20 protein-coding genes and 1 riboswitch are annotated in these 21,198 nt (G+C 45.4%); of the genes, 2 read left to right on the forward strand and 18 right to left on the reverse strand.

From position 1 onward, the window contains the following. Nucleotide 1: 1 nt before the first annotated feature. The 17 genes from MKY15_RS05035 to MKY15_RS05115 all read right to left on the reverse strand — a co-directional run bounded on the left by MKY15_RS05035 (nt 2) and on the right by MKY15_RS05115 (nt 17,448). A complete protein-coding gene (locus MKY15_RS05035; RefSeq protein WP_342539179.1) occupies nt 2-1,198 on the reverse strand; it encodes an acetyl-CoA C-acetyltransferase in 1,197 nt (398 codons plus the stop codon). A 177-nt stretch (nt 1,199-1,375) separates the two neighbouring features. Then, the gene (locus tag MKY15_RS05040; RefSeq protein ID WP_342539181.1) at nt 1,376-3,526 is read right to left on the reverse strand and encodes a (Fe-S)-binding protein; all 2,151 of its coding nucleotides are present in this window, start codon (nt 3,524-3,526) and stop codon (nt 1,376-1,378) included. 568 nt (nt 3,527-4,094) lie between these two features. Beyond that, nucleotides 4,095-4,778 (reverse strand): hypothetical protein, encoded by a 684-nt coding sequence (locus MKY15_RS05045; protein WP_342539182.1) that lies wholly within the window; start codon nt 4,776-4,778, stop codon nt 4,095-4,097. Then, a complete protein-coding gene (locus tag MKY15_RS05050) occupies nt 4,775-5,260 on the reverse strand; it encodes an ECF transporter S component (RefSeq protein WP_187045936.1) in 486 nt (161 codons plus the stop codon). The genes MKY15_RS05045 and MKY15_RS05050 overlap by 4 nt, the downstream gene beginning before the upstream one ends. Nucleotides 5,261-5,263: 3 nt before the next feature. Then, entirely contained in the window at nt 5,264-5,845 is a 582-nt protein-coding gene (locus tag MKY15_RS05055) for a cob(I)yrinic acid a,c-diamide adenosyltransferase (protein ID WP_067213203.1), read from the reverse strand. After that, nucleotides 5,842-6,264 carry a bifunctional adenosylcobinamide kinase/adenosylcobinamide-phosphate guanylyltransferase gene (locus MKY15_RS05060; RefSeq protein ID WP_338654934.1) on the reverse strand — a complete coding sequence of 141 codons (423 nt, stop codon included), beginning with the start codon at nt 6,262-6,264 and terminating at the stop codon, nt 5,842-5,844. The genes MKY15_RS05055 and MKY15_RS05060 overlap by 4 nt, the downstream gene beginning before the upstream one ends. Beyond that, nucleotides 6,216-6,809: a histidine phosphatase family protein gene (locus tag MKY15_RS05065; RefSeq protein WP_187045939.1), complete on the reverse strand. Its 594-nt coding sequence runs from the start codon at nt 6,807-6,809 to the stop codon at nt 6,216-6,218. Before MKY15_RS05065 ends, MKY15_RS05060 begins: the two co-directional genes overlap by 49 nt. Further along, nucleotides 6,782-7,546, reverse strand: coding sequence for an adenosylcobinamide-GDP ribazoletransferase (cobS, locus tag MKY15_RS05070; RefSeq protein WP_187045940.1), 765 nt, complete (start codon nt 7,544-7,546; stop codon nt 6,782-6,784). The genes MKY15_RS05065 and cobS overlap by 28 nt, the downstream gene beginning before the upstream one ends. After that, entirely contained in the window at nt 7,543-8,379 is an 837-nt protein-coding gene (locus MKY15_RS05075) for a cobyric acid synthase (RefSeq protein ID WP_342539184.1), read from the reverse strand. Before MKY15_RS05075 ends, cobS begins: the two co-directional genes overlap by 4 nt. Continuing rightward, nucleotides 8,376-8,969, reverse strand: coding sequence for a bifunctional adenosylcobinamide kinase/adenosylcobinamide-phosphate guanylyltransferase (locus MKY15_RS05080; RefSeq protein ID WP_342539185.1), 594 nt, complete (start codon nt 8,967-8,969; stop codon nt 8,376-8,378). The genes MKY15_RS05075 and MKY15_RS05080 overlap by 4 nt, the downstream gene beginning before the upstream one ends. Further along, nucleotides 8,951-10,030, reverse strand: coding sequence for an aminotransferase class I/II-fold pyridoxal phosphate-dependent enzyme (locus MKY15_RS05085; protein ID WP_342539186.1), 1,080 nt, complete (start codon nt 10,028-10,030; stop codon nt 8,951-8,953). Before MKY15_RS05085 ends, MKY15_RS05080 begins: the two co-directional genes overlap by 19 nt. Then, entirely contained in the window at nt 10,017-10,973 is a 957-nt protein-coding gene (gene cbiB, locus MKY15_RS05090; protein WP_067214078.1) for an adenosylcobinamide-phosphate synthase CbiB, read from the reverse strand. Before cbiB ends, MKY15_RS05085 begins: the two co-directional genes overlap by 14 nt. Further along, complete coding sequence (locus MKY15_RS05095) at nt 10,973-12,445, reverse strand: adenosylcobinamide amidohydrolase (protein WP_342539187.1); 1,473 nt, start codon at nt 12,443-12,445, stop codon at nt 10,973-10,975. Before MKY15_RS05095 ends, cbiB begins: the two co-directional genes overlap by 1 nt. Before the next feature lies 1 nt (nt 12,446). After that, complete coding sequence (locus MKY15_RS05100) at nt 12,447-13,442, reverse strand: iron ABC transporter permease (RefSeq protein WP_342539189.1); 996 nt, start codon at nt 13,440-13,442, stop codon at nt 12,447-12,449. Next, nucleotides 13,435-14,397, reverse strand: coding sequence for an ABC transporter substrate-binding protein (locus MKY15_RS05105; protein ID WP_187045946.1), 963 nt, complete (start codon nt 14,395-14,397; stop codon nt 13,435-13,437). Before MKY15_RS05105 ends, MKY15_RS05100 begins: the two co-directional genes overlap by 8 nt. Before the next feature lie 118 nt (nt 14,398-14,515). Beyond that, nucleotides 14,516-14,701, reverse strand: a riboswitch (cobalamin riboswitch). Between the two features lie 639 nt (nt 14,702-15,340). After that, nucleotides 15,341-17,008: an arginine--tRNA ligase gene (gene argS, locus MKY15_RS05110; protein WP_067213227.1), complete on the reverse strand. Its 1,668-nt coding sequence runs from the start codon at nt 17,006-17,008 to the stop codon at nt 15,341-15,343. Then, nucleotides 17,005-17,448: a DUF1934 domain-containing protein gene (locus MKY15_RS05115; protein ID WP_067213229.1), complete on the reverse strand. Its 444-nt coding sequence runs from the start codon at nt 17,446-17,448 to the stop codon at nt 17,005-17,007. The genes argS and MKY15_RS05115 overlap by 4 nt, the downstream gene beginning before the upstream one ends. 159 nt (nt 17,449-17,607) lie before the next feature. On the opposite strand from MKY15_RS05115, the gene MKY15_RS05120 reads away from it, so the two are divergent. Beyond that, nucleotides 17,608-19,665 (forward strand): PBP1A family penicillin-binding protein, encoded by a 2,058-nt coding sequence (locus MKY15_RS05120; protein WP_187045948.1) that lies wholly within the window; start codon nt 17,608-17,610, stop codon nt 19,663-19,665. 725 nt (nt 19,666-20,390) lie between these two features. On the opposite strand, the gene MKY15_RS05125 is transcribed toward MKY15_RS05120, so the two are convergent. After that, nucleotides 20,391-20,921 carry a YwhD family protein gene (locus MKY15_RS05125; protein ID WP_187045949.1) on the reverse strand — a complete coding sequence of 177 codons (531 nt, stop codon included), beginning with the start codon at nt 20,919-20,921 and terminating at the stop codon, nt 20,391-20,393. 68 nt (nt 20,922-20,989) lie between these two features. Here MKY15_RS05125 and MKY15_RS05130 point away from each other — a divergent pair, with 68 nt between their 5' ends. Further along, nucleotides 20,990-21,175 carry a 2-hydroxymuconate tautomerase gene (locus MKY15_RS05130; RefSeq protein ID WP_067213235.1) on the forward strand — a complete coding sequence of 62 codons (186 nt, stop codon included), beginning with the start codon at nt 20,990-20,992 and terminating at the stop codon, nt 21,173-21,175. Nucleotides 21,176-21,198 lie beyond the last annotated feature (23 nt).

Consider the following 21,198-nt stretch of genomic DNA (forward strand, 5'->3'; position numbering starts at 1 on the left):
ATTATTCCGATTTTGCTACTTCGATCATAATTGCGTCGCCTTGGCCTCCGCCTGAACAAATTGCTGCAATACCGATACCGCCACCTTGGCGTTTCAGTTCATGCGCAAGTGTCAAGATAATACGCGCTCCGCTTGCGCCAATCGGGTGACCGAGTGCAACTGCACCGCCATTGACGTTCACTTTTTCAGGATCCAGTTCTGCAATTTGTGAACTTGCGAGAGCAACAGCTGCAAATGCTTCGTTTATTTCAAAGAGTTTTATATCTTCTAGTTTCTTACCCGTCTTTTTAAGTAATGCATTAATGACAAGCCCAGGTGTTTGCGGGAAGTTTGCAGGTTCTATAGCCACTTCTGCATGACCAATAATGACTGCTAATGGTGTTTTTCCTTCTTTTAGCGCACGCTCTTCATTCATCAACACAAGTGCACATGCTCCGTCATTAACGCCTGGTGCGTTTCCTGCCGTAATTGTGCCGTCCTTGCCGAATGCCGGTCGCAATTTCGCCAGTGATTCGAGCGATGTGTTGCGGCGTGGTGCTTCATCCGTATCAACTAAAATCGGATCTCCTTTACGCTGTTGAATTTCAACCGGAACGATTTCTTCCGCGAACAATCCTGCGTCGATCGCTTGCAATGCACGTTCATGACTTCGGAGCGACCATGCGTCCTGTGCAACGCGCGTCAGTGCAAATTCTTCAGCTGTCGAGTTACCGTATGTGCCCATATGAACGCGGTCGGGTGAGAATGAACAAGAAAGTCCATCGTAGATCATACCGTCGATCAGTTCTGCATCACCCATTTTCAACCCAAATCGTGCTTTTGGTACGTAATAAGGGGCATTGGACATAGACTCCATACCGCCCGCAACAATGACTTCTTCATCGCCAAGACGGATCAACTGGTCGCCAAGAGTTACGCTGCGCATGCCTGATGCACATACTTTGTTGATGGTCTCCGTTTTCACCGACCAAGGAAGTCCACCTTTCGTCGCTGCTTGCCTAGAAGGAATTTGACCTTGGCCTGCTTGCAATACCGTTCCGATGATGACTTCACCGACTTCATCTGCTTTCACGCCCGCACGATTTAATGCATCTTTGATAGCAATCCCCCCAAGATCGCTTGCCGTCAGTGACTTTAACGCTCCGCCTAATTTTGCGAATGGTGTTCTTGCCCCATTTACTATGACCGTTCTTCCCATATCTATCGCCCCTTTGATGATTGTTGGTAACGCTTTCATTCTCATTTGAATCGAGCGACTGAACGCTCGCTCGATAAGAGTTTAAGAAAAAAGGAGTGTTTCCACTCCTTTTGATTTCACAAATCATAGTTCACTATTCTATTAATTGTACGACAATACTGATTGTTCCGCAATGGCTTATTGCAAAATCGATTCTACTACAACCTCTTCAGCTGGCTGCCAATCCTCACCGAAAATCGAACGTTCTAGTAGTTCGGCGATATCATATGTGCCAACAGACTCTTCTACTTCTTTCGCTTTCGTGCCGTCTGACAACATCGTCAAGCAGTATGGACAGCCGGATGATATGATTCCCGGGCTGACTTCAAGTGCTTGTTCTGTACGAGCGACGTTGATACGGTGGCCCGTGTCTTCTTCCATCCACATAAGTCCTCCACCCGCTCCACAGCACATGCCGTCTTCATGATTACGTTTCATTTCGACGAGATTAACACCAGGAATTGCTTTAAGAATTTCACGTGGCGGATCATAAACGTCGTTGTATCTACCTAGATAACATGAATCATGGAACGTAATTGTTTCGTCGATTGCATGCTCCGGTTTCAACTTCCCTTGGACAACAAGTTCGTAAAGCATTTCCGTATGATGAACTACTTCTGCTTTAAATCCGAAGTCAGGGTATTCATTTTTGAAAATATTGTAGGCATGCGGATCAATCGTGACAAGTTTTGTGACGCCCGCTTTTTCGAATTCTTCAATATTGGCGGTAGCCAACTCTTGGAATAAAAACTCATTCCCCAAACGACGCGGCGTATCTCCAGAGTTCTTCTCTTTATTGCCAAGAATGGCGAACTTGATGCCCGCTTCATTCATCAGATGGACAAATGATAAGGCGATTTTTTGTGAACGGTTGTCGAATGACCCCATTGAACCCACCCAGAACAGGTAGTCAAATTCTTCGCCCGCTTTTTTCAATTCTTTGACCGTTGGAATATGAAGATCTGGACGTGCATCTCTCCAGTTTTCTTTCTCTTTACGGTTAAGCCCCCATGGATTCCCTTGACGTTCGATGTTTGTCATCGCGCGCTGTGCATCCGGATCCATTTTTCCTTCTGTCATAACAAGATAACGGCGAAGGTCAATGATTTTGTCAACATGTTCATTCATAACCGGACATTGGTCTTCACAGTTACGACATGTTGTACAAGCCCAGATTTCCTCTTCCGTGATGATATCGCCGATGAGGGACGGGTTGTAAATGTCATCCATTGTAGCGCCTTCAAGTCCAGCTGCAAATGCAATCTGGTTGCCTTTTGTTTTATTGAACGCGAGTGTTGGTACCCACGGTTTCTGCTTTGTCACAAGTGCGCCTGTATTTGTCAGGTTATCACGTAGTTTCGTTATGAGATCCATCGGAGACAGCATTTTACCTGTTCCAGATGCTGGACACATATTCGTACAACGTCCACATTCAACACAAGCGTATAAATCGATCATTTGGAGCTGCGTGAAGTCAGTTATTTTACCTACTCCAAGCGGCGGCATCTCTTCTCCTTCTTCTACATCTTCCAATGCTTCGAAGTCGATTGGCTTTAAACGGCCTGCATGATCAAGACGGTGGAAATAAACGTTAGCAGGTCCTGCGATCAAGTGCGCATGTTTCGATTGTGGCACATAGACGAGGAACGTCAGTAAGATTAGCAGATGGATCCACCAAGCAATGAAGAATATGACGGCCGCCCCAGTTTCCGGCATGAAACTGAATACTGTAGCAATCGTCGATGCGATTGGTTCCATCCATGTCGTTTCATGTCCTTGCCAAATCATGTTCATACCGTTTGCAAGTAATGTTGAAAGCATGAGTCCCCCGATGAAAATAAGGACAAGTCCGGATTTCCACCCACGTTTTAAACGCACAAGCTTCTCAACATAACGGCGGTGGAATGCCCACACTACCGCGACAAGTATTGTCACAGCAACGATTTCCTGGAAGATTGTAAAGACAGGATATACTGAACCAAATGGTAAGTGTGATCCCGGTTTTAACCCTTTCCAGACAAGATCGATAGCTCCAAACTGTACGAGTAAAAACCCGTAGAAAAACATAACGTGGATAGCTCCACTCTTTTTATCTTTTAATAATTTCTTTTGTCCGAAGACGTAAATCCATATTTTGCGGAGACGTTCCGAAATGTTATTATCAAACTCTTCTTTTCTCCCCAGTTTGATAAATTGAATGCGTGTTTTGATTAGATATGTGAACAACGCAAGCGCGTAGGCCACGACCGCGAGAAACAAAATCCAGTTGGCAATGATCAATGGATGCATTTATTATCTCCCCTTCCCTTGTTGTTTGAATAGTACAGATAGTGTAGTCGAAAATAAGTATCGTGTCGATGTCTATTTTCTAGTTTAATTATGAATGAGCGTTCAGTCAACTAAAAGTTTTGATAGTTTTGAGATATTGGTGAAATTAGTGGGAGGGTTGGTGGAAGATATGATTGGTAGGAGGGTTATATGATCGGGTGGCTGGTGGATATGATCGGCGCGGCGATAATATGATTGGGTGGCTGGCAGATTTGATCGGCGCGACGGTTATATGATCGGTGGCTGGCGGATATGATCGACAAGACAATTATATGATCGGTTAGCCAGCGGATATGATCGGCAGGACGGTTATATGATCGGTGGCCAGCAGATTTGATCGGCGCGACGGTTATATGATCGGGTGCCAGCAGATTTGTTCGGCAAGTCGATTATATGATCGGCCAGCCAGCAGTTATGATCGACAGGACGGTTATATGATCGGTTAGCCAGCAGACATAATCGGCGCGTCGATTATATGATCGGTCTCACTATTAAAAGTTAGAAAAAACCTGCAAAGACAATGCAGGTTTTAAGTAATCATCATTAGTTTATTCAAATGGACACCGAAAAGTGCTTTAGCTTCCTCGATATTCATTTCAGGAATGGCTAGGAGAACCACTGTCGACGGTCCCGCTGATTTCATCGAATCCAGCGCGGTTTCGACGCGCGCTTCCTTAATTCCAGTCAGCAAACGGACCTCTTGTAAAATCCCGCTTGAGCCAACTGGCCAGATTTGATGGACGATTCCACTTTTCATTGCCTCGTGAATAAGCTGGACGGACGCAATTTCATCTACGCGATTTCGTACTTCATCTCCAACGAGCGGTGTACCGTAAGTAAACCATACACTCTTTTTCGGAGCTGGTGCTTCCATCTTTTTGCCGATGATTGTTACTGCCATCGCTGACTGAACAAGTTCCATATTGGTTTCTGAACTGCCATTGATAGGCGGAACCTCAAGCCCCGACTCGTGGAATAAATCCGTCACACCTGCCACGTAACTTTCCCAACTCGCGCTGCCACTAAAATTGTGAATGAGGATCGAAACAGGTTCTGCATGCGTCGCCAATTGTTCAAGCAATGCAACGCGGGCCGCAAAATACGCTGTGACGCGGTCCGGTACGTTAACAATATCCTGCAACTTTTCACCGATACCGCCTGAATTATCCGTTGTCACGATGAAACCGTTGCCGATATCAATGGCATTCCTCATCGAAGTGCCCCCATGCGACCATCCACCACATGCTGAAGTGCCGGCATGACAACTGCCGCAACAATTGCGTTAACGATTGTCGCGAGCAAGAGAAATGGAACTGCCCCCAAGAAAAATGCCGGTGAAATTAGAAAATAAAACGGCAGTGGTGCGATTAAACCATTTGCCACTATGAAAAAAATCCACTTCGTTAGATTGCGTCCCGCTTTGTGTAGGCGTGCAAAGACGATAACGATGACGAACATTTCAAGTGCAACGAGCACATGAAATGGACCTAACATAAACCCCGAATTCATAGCTGAGGCCATGTGCCCAAGCATCCCGACTACCCCCGAAAATACCGGCGGGAGAAAGGCCACGGAAATGAGTGCCGGTACAGTATCAAGTGCCAATGAACCAATGCCGGATGGGATTTTGATTAATCCACCGATAACACAAAGGGCTACAAAAAAAGCCGCCAATGTAAGCCTTTTCAATTGCATTGATTAATCCTCCTTCTTCTTATCCGTTCTGAACACTTTCGCACTTCTCACATATTCATTATCAGGTACGTTAACCCGAGAATTGGCAATGCGCGCTGCAACGAAAAGATAATCGGAAAGCCTGTTCAAATAACGTTGTACTACTGCCGGTACATCTTCTTCTGCTTTTAAAAGTGTAACCGTCTGGCGTTCTGCGCGTCTCGCAACAGTTCGTGCAATATGAAGTGTTGCAGCAGCAGGCGATCCACCTGGTAAGATGAATTTCTCTAATGGCGGCGCTTCTTCCATTAGCACATCAATGCGTTGCTCAAGCACATCAACAGGTTCCTCAGACAATTTGTAATGACGTTCTTTCATAACGTTTGCAAGGTCGCCCCCACCATCAAATAATTCGTTTTGAATGGCTTCCAAATCTGTCAGCATATCCGCAAAAATTGCAGGATCGAGTTCCGTCATTGCTTTACCGACAAATGAATTCAATTCATCCATCGTGCCATATGCTTCAACACGCAGGCTGTCTTTGTCGACGCGGCCCCCTATTAAACTTGTTTTCCCTTTATCCCCTGTGCGTGTGTAAATTTTCATTGTTGTTCTCCCCTTTTCTTTAAAGTTTTTGCCAAGCCATACCAAATTCTTGTCACTTCATCCGCTTCCGCCAATAATTGCTGATAAAGCCGGCCGCAAGCATCGCGTAATTTTCGCTGGTCTGCATCGATAGGAACGATTCCCCGTCCAATATCGGTTAATATAAAAACTGTCTGACGGTCCTTGGCGATGCAACTCATTACATATTCAATGGCCGCTTGTTCCGATAAATTCGTTTCCGCAAGCCACTTCTCGACTCCAGCTATGACAGTCGTCTGAATGGTTTCCCTATCCACTATGAAACTATCTCCCAGACAATTTCCTTCTACCCAGTGTACGTTTTCTTGCCCTTGCTCGGTCAGCCATTTTCTTACGTATTCTCGTTTGCCGTTATGGGCACCGCCGATATAGACGTGCATGACTCCCCCTCCTCGAATGCTTTGTCGCTTTCCCATTCAAATCGGTAACCCGTTCCGTGCGGGATGTCCCACGACCAAAAACCTTTATCTTCAGATGAAAACTTCGTCAAGACTACGCGAATAGGTCCCCCATGTGTCACGACAACCGCCTTGTTCGGCAATTGTTTCACTGCAGCCACTACACGCCTTTCTAGATCTGTTAAACTTTCACCATTTAATGGTGCGAATTCATATGGATCATCAATCCATTTGCGATAGTCCTTATTCTTTTCAAGTTCCGCATATGTTTTCCCTTCAAACTCACCAAAATTACATTCGCGCCAACTGGCAGCTGTTTCAATAGACGCATCTGGGAAATAGCGAACGGCACTTTGTTTTGCACGACGAAGATCACTGCTGTAAACGTGTATCGGGGCTTCGGGTAGACGCCAATTCAAATTAGCCGAATCTAAAATCGGTTCATCTGTCCAGCCAATATATTTCCGTTCTTTATTGCCCAAAGTAGGAAGATGTCGGATTAGATAAAGCACAAAACGGCTAGCCATAACAATACCTCCATTCCTTCAATGAATGCACCACATAGGTCGCCGGTGACGCCTCCAAAATGCTTCAATGACCAGTTACGAAACGTGAAGAATGCGATTCCAATTACAACCGCTATCACAATTGGAATTAGTGCACTTGCCAACATAAATCCTAGCGCGAATAAAGTCACTACACTACTTACTAGCGTCCCGCTAATTAGTATACTTATTGAAATCTTTTCTTTGAAAAAGTGTGCGATTCCTTTATCTTTTGCAAGACGTACAGTGGAGAAATATAGGTTCATAGAGGCTCTTGCTAGGAAAGGAATCGCTATAAACAGCGCAATATTCCCTGAACCACGCATCAGTATTTCATTGAACACAGCGATTTTCACGATGATCAATAAAACAAGCGCCATCGTTCCAAATGCACCAAGTCGCGGGTCCTCTAGAATTTCGAGTCGTTTTTCGCGATCTTTGTATGAAAAGAATGCATCGCCCGTATCCGCCCAGCCATCCAGGTGCAAACCGCCGGTCAGTATGATAGCCGTCAATACGATAAAAACCGATGCAAGAAATGTTCCAACATGTAAATAATTCACTAGAAGTTCCGACACTCCGTACATCGCGAGCCCAATTGCCGCTCCAACGAAAGGTAGAGCCACATACATTGCTGTCACTTCTCTTCGGCCGAGTGGCAATTCTTTTCGAACGGGGATTGCCGTGAAAAATTGCATGGCTAGCAGCAATCCGTTCATTCCATCTCACCAGGTTGTGACAAAATTTCTTTGATTAGCGGCCAGTTGAGATGCGCTTTAACATGTTTTGCCCATGCATCATAGACGTCGATTCCCGCAGGTGCTTTCATTACCGGTCGACCCATATCTTCCTCTTCGATGCCATGATCGATTTTATAAGGAATAACACCTGCCACTGGAACTCCAGTGTAGGATTCTATAAATTCAATCCCTTCTTGGAATAAAGAAACGTCACCATGGAATTTATTGATAATAATAGCTTTGACACGTTTTCGATGCTCAGTTGGTAATAGTTGTAGCGTCCCGACGATTGATGCGATAGCACCTCCGCGATCAATATCTGCCACCAAAACAGCAGGTACATCCGCAATTTCCGCCACGCGCATATTCACAATTTCCCTGTCGTTGAGATTCACTTCTGCAGGACTGCCCGCACCTTCAATAATGACCGTTTCGTACGTTTCTGCCAGCTTGGTAAGCGACGTGTTAATGGCCTCAATTCCACGCGTGAAGAACTGTTCGCGATACGCCATTCCAACAATTGGACCAAATTTCTCTCCGAAAAAAAGCACTTCCGATTTCATGTCCGCAACTGGTTTCAGCAAAATTGGATTCATATAAATCGACGGCTTCGTTCTAGCAGCTTGCGCTTGAATGAATTGTGCACGGCTCATTTCTTCGCCATTTTCCGTTATCGCTGAAAAACGAGACATGTTTTGCGATTTGAAGGGTGTTACCCGCACGCCTTCGTCCGATAAAATGCGGCACAACGCTGTACAAATCATCGTTTTTCCAGAGTCTGATGCTGTTCCTAAAACAATTAGCCCATTCATTGCGTCACCTCCTGCCGATCATTTTTCCATATGAGTGGGATTCCGTAATCCATTTCAATTGCTGTATCTGCTTTTGAGACAAGCGCTTGGTGAATGCGGCCAATCCATTTACTGTAGATTTCCGTTTCAGCGTATTCTGATGGCAGTTCGTCTAGGACTTCATTCGAAACAATAACGAGATGGGCGGCTTGCGACACTAGTGTGTCAATCGTTGTGTACAACTGTGTTTCCTTGCGCTCCATACAACCCGATTGTCCAATACAAGGTTTTCCTGACTCCCAACCTGTGTATAACTCATTTGCTAACCATGTCGTCAGGCAATCCCATAACACGTAATCCCCCGGTTGAATGGAGTGCAATACCTTTTCCAGCTCGACTGGTTGTTCAAGAGTTGTCCAACTATGAGTGGAACGATCCGATTTGTGATGTTCAATACGCGCCCGCATTTCTGAGTCCGTTGCGACGCCGGAGGCAATGTAAACTAGCCGGGCCGCATTTTTCTGCGCTTCATGAACAAGCAGCTTTTCTGCATAGGAACTTTTCCCGCTTCTAACGCCGCCACTTATGAACGTCAGTTTTCCGCGAACCATTGCAACAGCTCCTCCTTCAAGATGTTCATTGACGCATCGTTTTTCATGCCAATCCGCAACCATCTGCCATCCATGCCGCGGAAATTTTGTGAATGGCGAAGGACGATTCCACGGGTGAGCATATCTCTATACAACTTATTCGAATCACGGCCAGAACTAAGTGTGAATGAAATAAAATTCGTCACTGAATTCGTAACGTTGCACGCATTGTCTGTTAAAAACCGAGTCATTTTTTCCCGTTCACGATTACTATACTGAATTGCCTGTTCGCGATATTGCTCTTCCTGTAAGCACACCGCTCCGATTTGTGCGGCTAAACCATTCACATTCCAATGCGGCGCGAGTGCTTTTATCCCCCTAATTATCGACGGATTTGCCGCGATATACCCGAGTCGTATTCCCGGAATGGCGTACATTTTCGTCATAGAGCGAACGACGATGACGTGCGGATTATTTTTTAATTCTGCGATGAAAGACAGTGATTCATCAACAAAATCGATAAAAGCCTCGTCTAATACGACTTCACAACCTACTTCAGCACCATGCCTGATAATTACGTTCAAATCCGTGCGTTCAGGCATGATTCCAGTTGGATTATTTGGTGTGCAAAGGTACAGAACTGATGCTGAAGTCATGGCCTCAAGGATAGCTTCCAACGGCAATTTAAAGCCGTCACTTTCCGATGCAATAACGCGAACAATCTCCACATCCTTCGCCAAGAGAGTCGCTTCGTATTCGGAAAATGTCGGGTGCACGACAATCGCTCGCTTTGCGCGATAACGCTCTGCCAAAAGTGCCAGCAGTTCTGCCGCCCCGTTCCCCGCGAATAAATAATCGGTCGAAATGCCATGGTAATCGGCAGCCGCTGACAGAAACGGCTCCCCTTCTGGATTTGGATAAGCCGTAAGCAAATCTCGTAAACTTGGCCACATCTTGGTAATTGAATCAGGAGGACCCGCCGGATTGACATTTTCACTGAAATCCAATAACCGTATAGGCTGTTCAATGCCCAGTGTTGCGTAAAGGTTTTGCGGATTTGCGCCATGTTCAGGCAACTGCATATAAAGCCACTCCAATCACCGTCATTACTAGCCAGAAAATAAACACTATGATATGCATCTGTGTAATGGTTTGTTTAATATGTATTGCGGTTAGCGGGGTGTTGCCTGGACCAAGCTCAGGTCGCTTCGATACGATTCCGCGGTATGTACTTGTTCCGCCAAGCGTAACGCCAAGTTGCCAAGCCGTCGCTGCCTCCAAAAATCCGCTGTTTGGACTTGGATGTTTCCTTGCGTCTTTACTCCAGCCAGCAAAGCGTTTCCAAAAGGACAACTGACTTTTATTCGGCGCATATAAAATGATTAGAAAACCCGTCACACGTGCTGGTATGAAATTCAAAATGTCGTCCGCGCGTGCAGAAAATTTACCGAACTTCTCATATCGTTCGTCTTTATAACCAATCATCGAATCTAGTGTATTCACTGCTTTGTACATCCAAAGACCGGGTGCTCCCAGAAGGAATGCCCAAAATAATGGCGATGTAATGCCGTCCGCAATATTTTCTGACACAGTTTCAACTGTTCCACGTACGATGCCACTTTCTTTTAGTTTATCGGTATCGCGACCGACAATCCATGACAACTTCGTTCGTGCTGCAGGTAAATCCTGTGCAGCAAGCGGACGGTAAACGTCAAGTGCAGCGTCACGCAAACTTTTTTGTGCCAGCCCGACGGCGATCAGAATTGATTCCACGCCAATACCTACATAGATATTGAATTGATAGGCAAAACCTACTAAAGCAAAAACGATACCTAACACAATCCCGACTGTGATGAAGAGTGTAGACGCCCCTTTTAATGTGCGGAACCGACCTTTATTCATAACACTAGTCAATTTGGCAATGAACGTCCCAATTAAGCGGACTGGATGCGGCCATTTCGGTGGATCCCCAATAATTCTGTCGAGCAGAAAACCAATTGCAATGGCGATAAAATGTGCAGGAATCAAGTTGTCCACCCTTTCGCCTTTTTGTAGGCACGGATTGCCCGTACAGTGCAGTCATAAACTCCGTGGCCAATCAGTTTTCCAAGCGGCGTAATCGGACCTGCATACGGCAGGAATTCTCCTTGTTGTGTTGCCGCGACTAGCAGGCTGTCCGTCGATGTACCTGTCGCAATTGTGCCTGTGAGCGGATCTGTTATGGATTCCATTTGAAGCGCTTTCGTTTTCGCTTCTGTTGCCGTTATCATTGCTTGGATAAATGCTTCATCAGGTAGCTGGCCATTGACGATAATCCATGTATTGATTGTACCGACACGAGGTTTCTGATCACGCGTGAGTGCTTGCGAGACATCGACAGCATTACCAACGCCAGCTGTTACCGCAATCAGAATCGTTCCGAAATCCCCTGTGTATTCCTCGACTTCGGCATGATCCGTCATGACCGCGGTCATCATACCGACCGTATCCGTCAGATGAAAACCTTGCTGTTCAAGATAGGAAGTATTTTCAGCTTTGACGTCGTCTACATTGTAATCAGCATCAACATGACGATTGACAAACGACCGATACCAGCCTGTTCCAGCATTATGAACGGCGGAGGAAATGGTTTTCAACGGATATTTTGTTCGTAATGCAACAAAGTCCGATGCTATCGAAAAGTCCTCTTTTACAACGGCGAAAGGCTTAATTTCCTCTTTGGTTTCCGGCAGCAGTGTAATTTGAGGTTTTGGCAATTCAGGATGGGGCTGTGATTTTATTCGCGCACCGTAAACAGATTCGATTGCCTCTTCCATCACTACGTCTTGTGGCACACCTATTCTGGCAATCCGCCCTTTATCCATCAAGAGAAGTCGGTCGCAATATAAAGAAGCCAAATTGATATCGTGAAACACCGAAATAACTGTGAGTCCTTTGTCAATTGCCTGTTGACGAATCGTATCGAGTAATTGTTGTTGGTGAGCGATGTCCAAGTGATTCGTTGGCTCATCGAGTAATAAAATAGGCGCCTCCTGTGCGAGTGCCTGTGCGACGAAAACACGTTGCTGTTCACCGCCGGATAGGAGTTCTATCGAGTTTTCAGCATAACGTGTGATGGACATACTGGTTATGGCATCGGTCACGGCGCGCTCGTCTTCATCTGACCATGAGGAAAATAGTCCTGATTGGTGCGGATAGCGACCGAGTTCAACCGTTTCTCGAACAGTGTGGGAAAATGCATGTGCATGGAGTTGTGGCAAGACGGCTACTTTTTTGGCAAATTCTTTTTGTGAATAAGTAGAAGCGTCTTGCCCGTCAATTGTGACGGAACCCGTTTCCTTCGGGAGAATGCCTGAAATAATTTTCAAAAGTGTGGATTTACCACTGCCATTGGGTCCAAGTATGCCGAGTACTTCGCCTTTATTGACAGTGAATGTCACAGCTTTCACGATGGATTCTTTGCCATAACCACCGGAAATATTTTCGACTTTTAACATTTCACATGCCTCCTTTCCTCCGTTGTTTATAGAAGATAAATGCAAATACGGGTGCACCGATAAACGCTGTGATGACACCGACCGGAAGTTCTGTCGGCGAAATGATTGTCCGTGCAATTAAGTCGCAAATGATGAGCAACGTCGCACCGTTCATGAACGATAATGTCAGCAGATGACGATGATCAGATCCCCAAAGAAGTCGCGTCATATGCGGAACGACTAGACCAACAAAGCCAATTGTGCCGGACACCGCGACTGCCGAACCTGTCAGGATGGATCCACCAATCAAAATGGCAAACTTACGGCGTTTGACGTTGACACCTAAATGATGCGCTCGTTCTTCTCCAAATAACATCGCATTTAATTCGCGGCGATTCAGCCACAGCATGAATGAACCTACGACGACGAATGGCAAAATCATCGTAATATAATTCCATCCTCGCATCGAAACACTGCCGAGTAGCCAACCAATAATTTGGCGCAACTCTTCCCCTGTGAGCGCTATCATAAGTGATAGCACAGAACCGAGGAACGAACCGAAAATGATTCCGGTCAAAATAATTGTTTCCATTCTCATCGCTCGGTCAACGAGGCGTGCAAATCCAAGAACGAGGAACATTGTTAATGCAGCACCAACCATACTGAATATAGGAAGCGTATAAGTGCCTAAAAACGGGATAGAAATACCAAAAAAGAGCGTCATAACAGCACCGACCGAGGCGCCGGATGACACTCCGAGGGTGTATGGATCAGCGAGCGGATTTTTCAGCAACCCCTGGAAAGCAGCGCCCGAAATCGCGAGCGAAGCGCCGACAAGTCCCGCGAGCACGACACGCGGCATACGAATCTTCCACAAAATATTGGTAGCTGTTGCATCCGCCCCTGCATTCCATAACGTACTAATCGGTATTTTCACAGACCCGATTGACACACCGAGCCACACCGCCACAAGAAGTGCGGCGGCGGAAACGATGTAGGCAACGCTGGATTTACTCACCGAAAGCCTCAGGGTAGATGGCTTTTGCTATTTCTTCAAGCCCTTCAGCAAGACGGGGGCCTGTACGGCTAGTGATATTCTCTTTAACTTGAACAACAGCTTTTTCTTTAATTGCCGTAATCGTATCGAAACCTGGGCGTGCATAAACGTCTGCAACTGCCGTTTCGATATCATACAACACGATAATTACATCTGGATTACGGTTAATAATTTCTTCCGGAGCTATCATAAACCAGTCTTCCTGATCAGCAGCAATATTTTCAGCACCAATCATTTCTAGCATTTGATCCATAAATGTATTTTTTCCTGGTGTGTAAATGTTTGGCTCAGGTGATGTTTCAACGAAAACTGTTTTTTTATTGTCGACTGTTGCTATTTTCGCCAATACTTCTTCTACTTTTGCTTTCATATCCGTAATGATTTTTTCTGCTTCTACTGTTTTACCAGTCGCTTGACCGATTGTTTCAATCGTTGTGTACGTTTCTTCGAAACTCGCTGCATTTTTCACAACAAAGACTGGGATTCCTGCATCGCGAATTTGTTGCAGTCCTTCTTTGCCTTTTCCAAGTCCTGATTCATGTGCAAAAACAATTTCAGGGTTCATGGAAACGATTTTTTCGACGTTGAAATCCTGGCCGCCGATTTTCTCTTTTTTAAGTGCTTCTGCTGGATAATCATCGTAGTCATTGACGCCGACAATCGCATCCGCAAGACCTAGTTCAAACAATATTTCCGTGTTGCTTGGCACCATAGAAACGATTGTTGCCGGTGCAGTTTCCAGGGTAATTTCATTGCCAACCGAGTCCGTTAGCGTAAGCGGGAAGTCAGCTTTGACCACTTCCGCTTCCGGTGTTCCATCTACTTTCGGCTTATCTGGTGTAGCAGCTGTTCCACATGCTGCGAGCAAGAATACTGCCAAAAATGCCGTTAATCCTAATTGCCAAATCTTTTTCATGTTGTTTTCCTCCTGTTTGTTCCAAATAAAAATCCCCCGTAATTGCTACGGAGGAATAAGCTGAGTAAAAATCTGGACGCACAGTGACGTCGATTTTCACTAATCCTATCCTCGTAGGGTACGTGTGATCCATAAAGGCAGGTCTCCTGGCTCGTGTTCAAGGCTTGCCGCGTCTTCCCGGAACTTTTTCCAGTGACACATTGCGACTAACTCACACTTACAGTGGCGGGACCGCGCCGGCATTGAACCGACTTCCCTTTTAACCCCGTTTTTAATGCGGGGCACCTTTATGTTTGGTATGTATTTTGTACAACTTTCAGTATACTACAAATTTTTATTGTGTCGATAGTGAGGGAGATTTGTAGATTTAGATATGTTGAATTAAAGAATCCCGTTGAATCTGTTGTGTCGCTCGATGATGAGAGAGTATTAATTCGGAATGTGGATTGTAGATCGCTTGGCGCTAGAGTGTACATTAATCGGAAGAGTTGTAGTTCGGCGTGTGGATTACAGATCGCTTGGCGCTTTGGGGATGCCTCTCGCCATGAGTTTGGACTGAGATTATAATGTGAGTACTATTTTATACTAATTTCATTGAAGAAAGACATACTACGAGCTACAGGTCTTTTCCCCGACAATGCAATGTGCATTCTATTATATAGACAATCCAGCGAAGGCACGCCTTCGTGGTAGCCGGAGCGATAAGACTGAAAGCGGTCTTCTTTCTGGCTTATCGCGGGAGGCATCCACAAAGCGTCGAAGCGATATTAGCAGGATTTCTAATTCATTCCAGGTAGTTGGACTTATTCAGCGGCCTTCCAAAAGCCCTTGTAAAAGAGCATGCATCGTATTCATTTGTTCAACATATATAGAGAGAATATCTGCATGTGAAAAACGCCATACTTGAGAGATAACAATCTCTCAAGTATGGCGTTCAATTTTATTACATCTTTTCTGGAGCAGAAACACCAATAAGTTTCAATGCATTTGCAATTGTTGTGCGTGTGATTGTAATTAGTGCCAGACGTGCTTCCGATAATTCGCGGTTGTCTGGATCTAATACTTTTTCTGCGTTATAGAAGCTATGGAATGTAGCCGCTAGTTCTTGGATATATGTTGCAACGCGGTGTGGTGAACGAATTCTCGCTGCATCACTGATTACTTGCGGGAAGTCACCGATTTTCTTCAGTAATTCCAACTCTTTTTCAGCTTGCAGTAAAGAAACATTATCCACAGATACAGCCATGCCATTTTCATCAGCTTGGCGCAAGATTGATGAAATCCGTGCATGCGCATATTGTGCGTAGTACACAGGGTTTTCATTCGACTGAGAAATCGCTAGATCTAGGTCGAAGTCCATCTGCGAGTCACCTGAACGCATTGCGAAGAAGTAACGGACTGCGTCCAGACCAACTTCCTCAACTAGCTCACGCAAGGTTACAGCTTTCCCCGTACGTTTACTCATCTTGAACTTTTCACCGTCTTTATATAACTGAACCATTTGTACGACACTGACTTCGAGCGTGTCATTGCCGTAACCAAGCGCTTCGATTGCCGCTTTCATCCGTGGAATATAACCATGGTGATCTGCGCCCCAAATATTGATAAGTTTATCGAATCCGCGGAACAATTTATCCTCATGGTACGCGATATCCGGCGTTAAATACGTGTAAGTACCGTCGTTTTTAATTAACACACGATCTTTGTCATCACCGAAAGTTGTTGAACGGAACCATGTTGCGCCATCTTCTTCAAAGACATGGCCATTGGCACGTAATTTATCAAGAGCAACATCGATTTTGCCGTTTTCATACAATGAAGTTTCAGAGAACCAGACATCAAACGACACACGGAAATTCGCAAGGTCTGTTTTTAGCTTCTCTAATTCATGCTCCAGGCCATATTGGCGGAAGAATGCATAACGCTCTTCATCTGGCGTGTTGACGTATTTGTCGCCATATTCAGCTGCCAGCATTTTACCGATATTAATAATGTCCGGTCCTTGGTAGCCGTCTTCAGGCATTTCTTTATCCAAGCCGAGTGCTTGGAAATAACGTGCTTCAACAGAATTGGCAAGGTTGTGCACTTGATTTCCTGCATCGTTAATGTAGTATTCACGTGCCACATCGTAGCCAGCGAAATCGAGAACGTTGGATAGAGAATCACCAAGAGAAGCTCCGCGTGCATGTCCAAGGTGAAGGTCACCTGTCGGATTAGCAGAAACAAATTCAACTTGGACTTTTTGTTTATTGCCAAAGTTTGAACGGCCGTAGTTCTCGCCTTGTTCAAGAACGGTCTTGACGATGCCGCCTAAGTAATCCGTTTTTAATTTTATATTGATGAAACCAGGACCTGCAATTTCAATCGATTCGATCGAAGTGCCATCCGTATTTAGTTTTTCAAGTATCGCTTCCGCAATTGCACGCGGCGGCTTTTTCGCTAACTTTGTCAGTTGCATAGCAATGTTCGTTGCATAATCGCCGTTGTCTTTGTTATTAGGCGTTTCAAGCATAATGTCCGGTATTGCCGTTTCTTCTGCCAAACCCGCATCAATTACAGCTTGACGAAGTGCCACTTTTACCTCTTGTTGAATCTGTTCTACCGCGTTCATATTGTTCCCTCCGTGTATGTAATAGTCAGTTCGTATGTTCCAAGAAGCGATCCTTCTGCATGCAAATCGTAATGCACATTGAAGCGTCCTCCGGAATTGTCTTCTTGCTCCTTGAAATCGAGCTTGTCCGTTTTGACAACTAAGTCAAACGTCGCCGGTCCACTGCCGTACGTTCCTGGACGTTCACCAGCTGCAACAAATGGCAATCGCATCGTAACTGCACCGCGACGCATAATAAGTGCGTCTGTAGAATCCAATTTAACAATTGTTTGAATCGACTTTCCACTTTGTTGTTCTTCATATTTCAAATAAGATTTACCTGCTTTTTCAATCAGCAAACCTTTTGCATTCAATTCATGCTTCTCCTCGTCTTGGCCTGGATGGCGAATTGACGAATGGAGCTTAATCGTTACATATCGCCCTTTTTCCCGCGATTCCATATACTCACTGTCCTTTTCATGAAAACATCTTCTTATTATATCCTTTTTACGGTCTACATTTCAATCTATCCGAGCAATGCATGTTTTTACGCATGTTCCGTTTAATCTGTTTCCATGCGTCCCATACTAGATGCAAAGATATGGACGGGACGGGATCGTATGCAACGGACAGTATATGTGAAACAGAAAAAAAGACGCTCGGCATTACGAAGGCTGTTGCTGCTATCCGTCACGATGATAATGGCGGTGCTGACCATCTTCCTATCGCTCAGGCTCTATGCTCAAATTACAGGCGCACCTTCTTTAAGCGTGCCAAAAGCTTCTGTCTTTCTTGATAAAGATGGCAAGCAAATTGGCGACCGGTTTTCCGCAGAACGACGGTACTGGGTAGACCTCGATGACATGTCACCGTTTCTAATCGATGCAGTCGTTGCGACAGAAGACAAGAATTTTTATAGCCACAACGGTTTTGATTATAGACGGATTGCAGGCGCTCTTTTGAAAGATGCGAAATCCGGGCGCAAAGTCGAAGGAGCCAGCACAATTACCATGCAATATGCGAAAAACTTGTATTTGACGTTTGAAAAGACATGGAAACGGAAAATCACTGAAGCACTTTATGCTTACCGAATGGAAATATTTTACGAAAAAGATGTCATCTTAGAAGGTTATTTGAATACTGTTTACTTCGGACATGGCATGTATGGTGTCGAGGCGGCAAGTAAGTTTTATTTCGGAAAGTCAGCAAAAGATCTGACGTTAGAGGAATCCGCCGTTATTACTGCCATCGCGAAAGGTCCTTCGGTTTATTCGCCTATTGAAAATCCCGAGAAATCGAGGGAACGAACATTGCTGGTATTGTCACTTATGGAGGCGCAAGGGTACATTACTGCGCGCCAAGAAGAACGGGCGACGAACGAACAAATTACGTTAAAAAACCGCGAATGGGCTGACTCTAAGCGCGTTGCCCCTTATTTTCTGGATGAAGTTTGGCGCGAGGCTGAAAAAGTACTTGTGGCGAAAGGACGCTATCCGGCTGAAGGTGGTTGGACAATCCGGACAACGCTGGATCCACTTCACCAACAAGCCGCCGAAGAAACGATCGCTAAATGGATGCCGGATAGCGGTTTACAAGTTGGGTTCATGTCGATAGAAACAGGAACGGGTGCAATCACATCGCTCATAGGTGGGATAAATTATACCGAAAGTCCGTTCAACCGGGCGACCCAAGCAAAGCGTCAGCCCGGCTCGGCGATGAAACCTATTTTGTATGCAGCTGCACTCGAAGATGGGTTCAGTCCACTGACATTTTTATCGACGGAAAAAACCATTTTCACTTATGATGAAGGCCGTTCAACGTATGAACCAAACAATGTGAACGGTAAATTTGCTGGCCACCCTATCTCGCTTGCGCAGGCACTGGCTATTTCTGATAATATTTACGCAGTGAAAACGCTTGAAGATATCGGTTATAAGAAATTCAGCAAAATGGCTGAACGTCTTGGCGTTGACGGTGAATTCGAAGAATCTCCTGCAACCGCACTTGGCACTTCACTTGTCACACTTTCTGACATGACAAATGCCTATAACCGAGTTGCGTCAGGCGGTATCGAAACAGTCCCAACGACGATTCTATCCATATCAGATGCAGACGGAAAAACGGTCTATGAACATCCGAAGAAGAGCAAGAAACATGTCATCAGCGAACAGGATGCATTTGTTCTCACTCATCTGATGACTGGTATGTTCGATCCAGTGTTCAACGATTATTCTACTGCCACTGGTTTATCTATGCGCTCAAAACAGACGCGGCCCTATGCAGCAAAATCTGGAACGACGATTTCGGATCAATACTTAATTGGCTACACCCCTTCACTAACGGCGGGGATTTGGACCGGATATGATGTCGGAAAGCAACTGACCGACACGACGGATAAAGCGGCATCGAAAAAAATATGGATCGACTTCATGGAGACCGTAAATCGCGGTCTTCCACCCGAACCGTTCATCCCTCCGAATGGAGTCAATGGCGTCATTATTGACGTTGACACAGGTGGTATCGCTGTAAATGAATGCGAGAAACAACGGCTTGTTTATGTAAAAGAAAAGGATATGCCACAAAAGCTATGTACGGATAAAGTGCTACGAGAACAGCGCACAGTAGGCGAAACTGACGGGAAGAAGTTTGAACTATTTCCGTTTTCATTTTTTGAGTGATTTGGATTTAGGGGATATGATTGGTTGGTGTGGGATATGATCGGTTTGCGCGGGATATGATCGGGCGGCACTGGTTATGATCGGTTTGCGCGGGATATGATCGGGTGGCGCTGGGTTATGATCGGTTTGCGCGGGATATGATCGGGCGGCACTGGTTATGATCGGTTCGCGTGGGATATGATCGGTCAGCGCTGGGTTATGATCGGTTTGCGCGGGATATGATCGGGCGGCACTGGTTATGATCGGTTCGCGTGGGATATGATCGGGTGGCGCTGGGTTATGATCGGTTTGCGCGGGATTTGATCGGGCGGCACTGGTTATGATCGGGTCGAGCGGGATATGATCGGATGGCGCTGGGTTATGATCGGTTTGCGCGGGATTTGATCGGGCGGCACTGGTTATGATCGGTTCGCGCGGGATATGATCGGGCGGCACTGGTTATGATCGGTTCGCGCGGGATATGATCGGGCGGCACTCCCTAATTCATCAAAATCAAAAAAGCTTTCCTCTCCCGAATTAAATCGGGGAAGGAAAGCTTTTTTACCGTTCAAGGCGTCCTGCTAAATGGTGTATCGCGCTTGGGTTTGTTTGATACGTTATTCATCAGGGAGTGCACGATTCCGGTTGTCCTAGCTTACAATTGCAAGCTGTGATTTCAGTGTACTGCCTTTCAAGCTGACATTCAACCTCGGATTGAGAAGTATGCGGAATTTGTCACTTTTTGTTCACAACTCCGGCGAATCCACACTCAAATCAACATGCAGTTTTGGTTCGCTTCTGTCCCACATTTCCTTGTTATGAGTAGCAAGGAATTCAGCTAAAATCTGCTTTGATTTATCATCCATATGCTCAACAATGATATTCCGTTTCATCGATTTATCCATCCGATTAACGTGATCGGCAAGCACTTTATACCCTCGGCGTTTTTCACGATTAACGACCATTTCACACGCTGTAACGCCCGCATAATATGGCCCTTGTTCGCGGAAATCGATTGTTACCCAGACAAGCCAATATGGTTTGCCACCTTCTGAATCTTCGCGGTTCAGCGTAAATTTGACACCGCGTTCTGTATCGCTTCTAGCATGCATCGCACCTATCTCAATACGCGCAACGCCTTCATTGACATCGATAATGACAGGTGACACGTTTTCAAGTGACAACGAACCAATCCCGTACCCGCCATGACCGTCAGTCGGATCGTCCTTTATAATTGTGAAACCCAATTTCTGTTTCGGTTTATTTTCATTTGTCATTTATTCGTCCCCTCCAAATCTGATACTATGTATACTATACCCAATATATACAGAGAGGGGGAAATGTAATGCCAATCGTAACTGTGAAAATGTTGGAAGGTCGTACAGATGAACAAAAACGTGCGCTATGCGAAAGAGTAACAGAAGCTGTTGCTGAAACAACAGGTGCACCTGCTCAAAATGTTTCTGTCATCATTGAAGAAATGTCGAAAAACCATTATTCCATCGCTGGAAAACGTCCAAGCGATCAATAATTAATTTCCAAAAAGGCTGCCTC

Source organism: Sporosarcina sp. FSL K6-1540, from assembly GCF_038620285.1.
GTDB classification, from domain to species: domain Bacteria; phylum Bacillota; class Bacilli; order Bacillales_A; family Planococcaceae; genus Sporosarcina; species Sporosarcina psychrophila.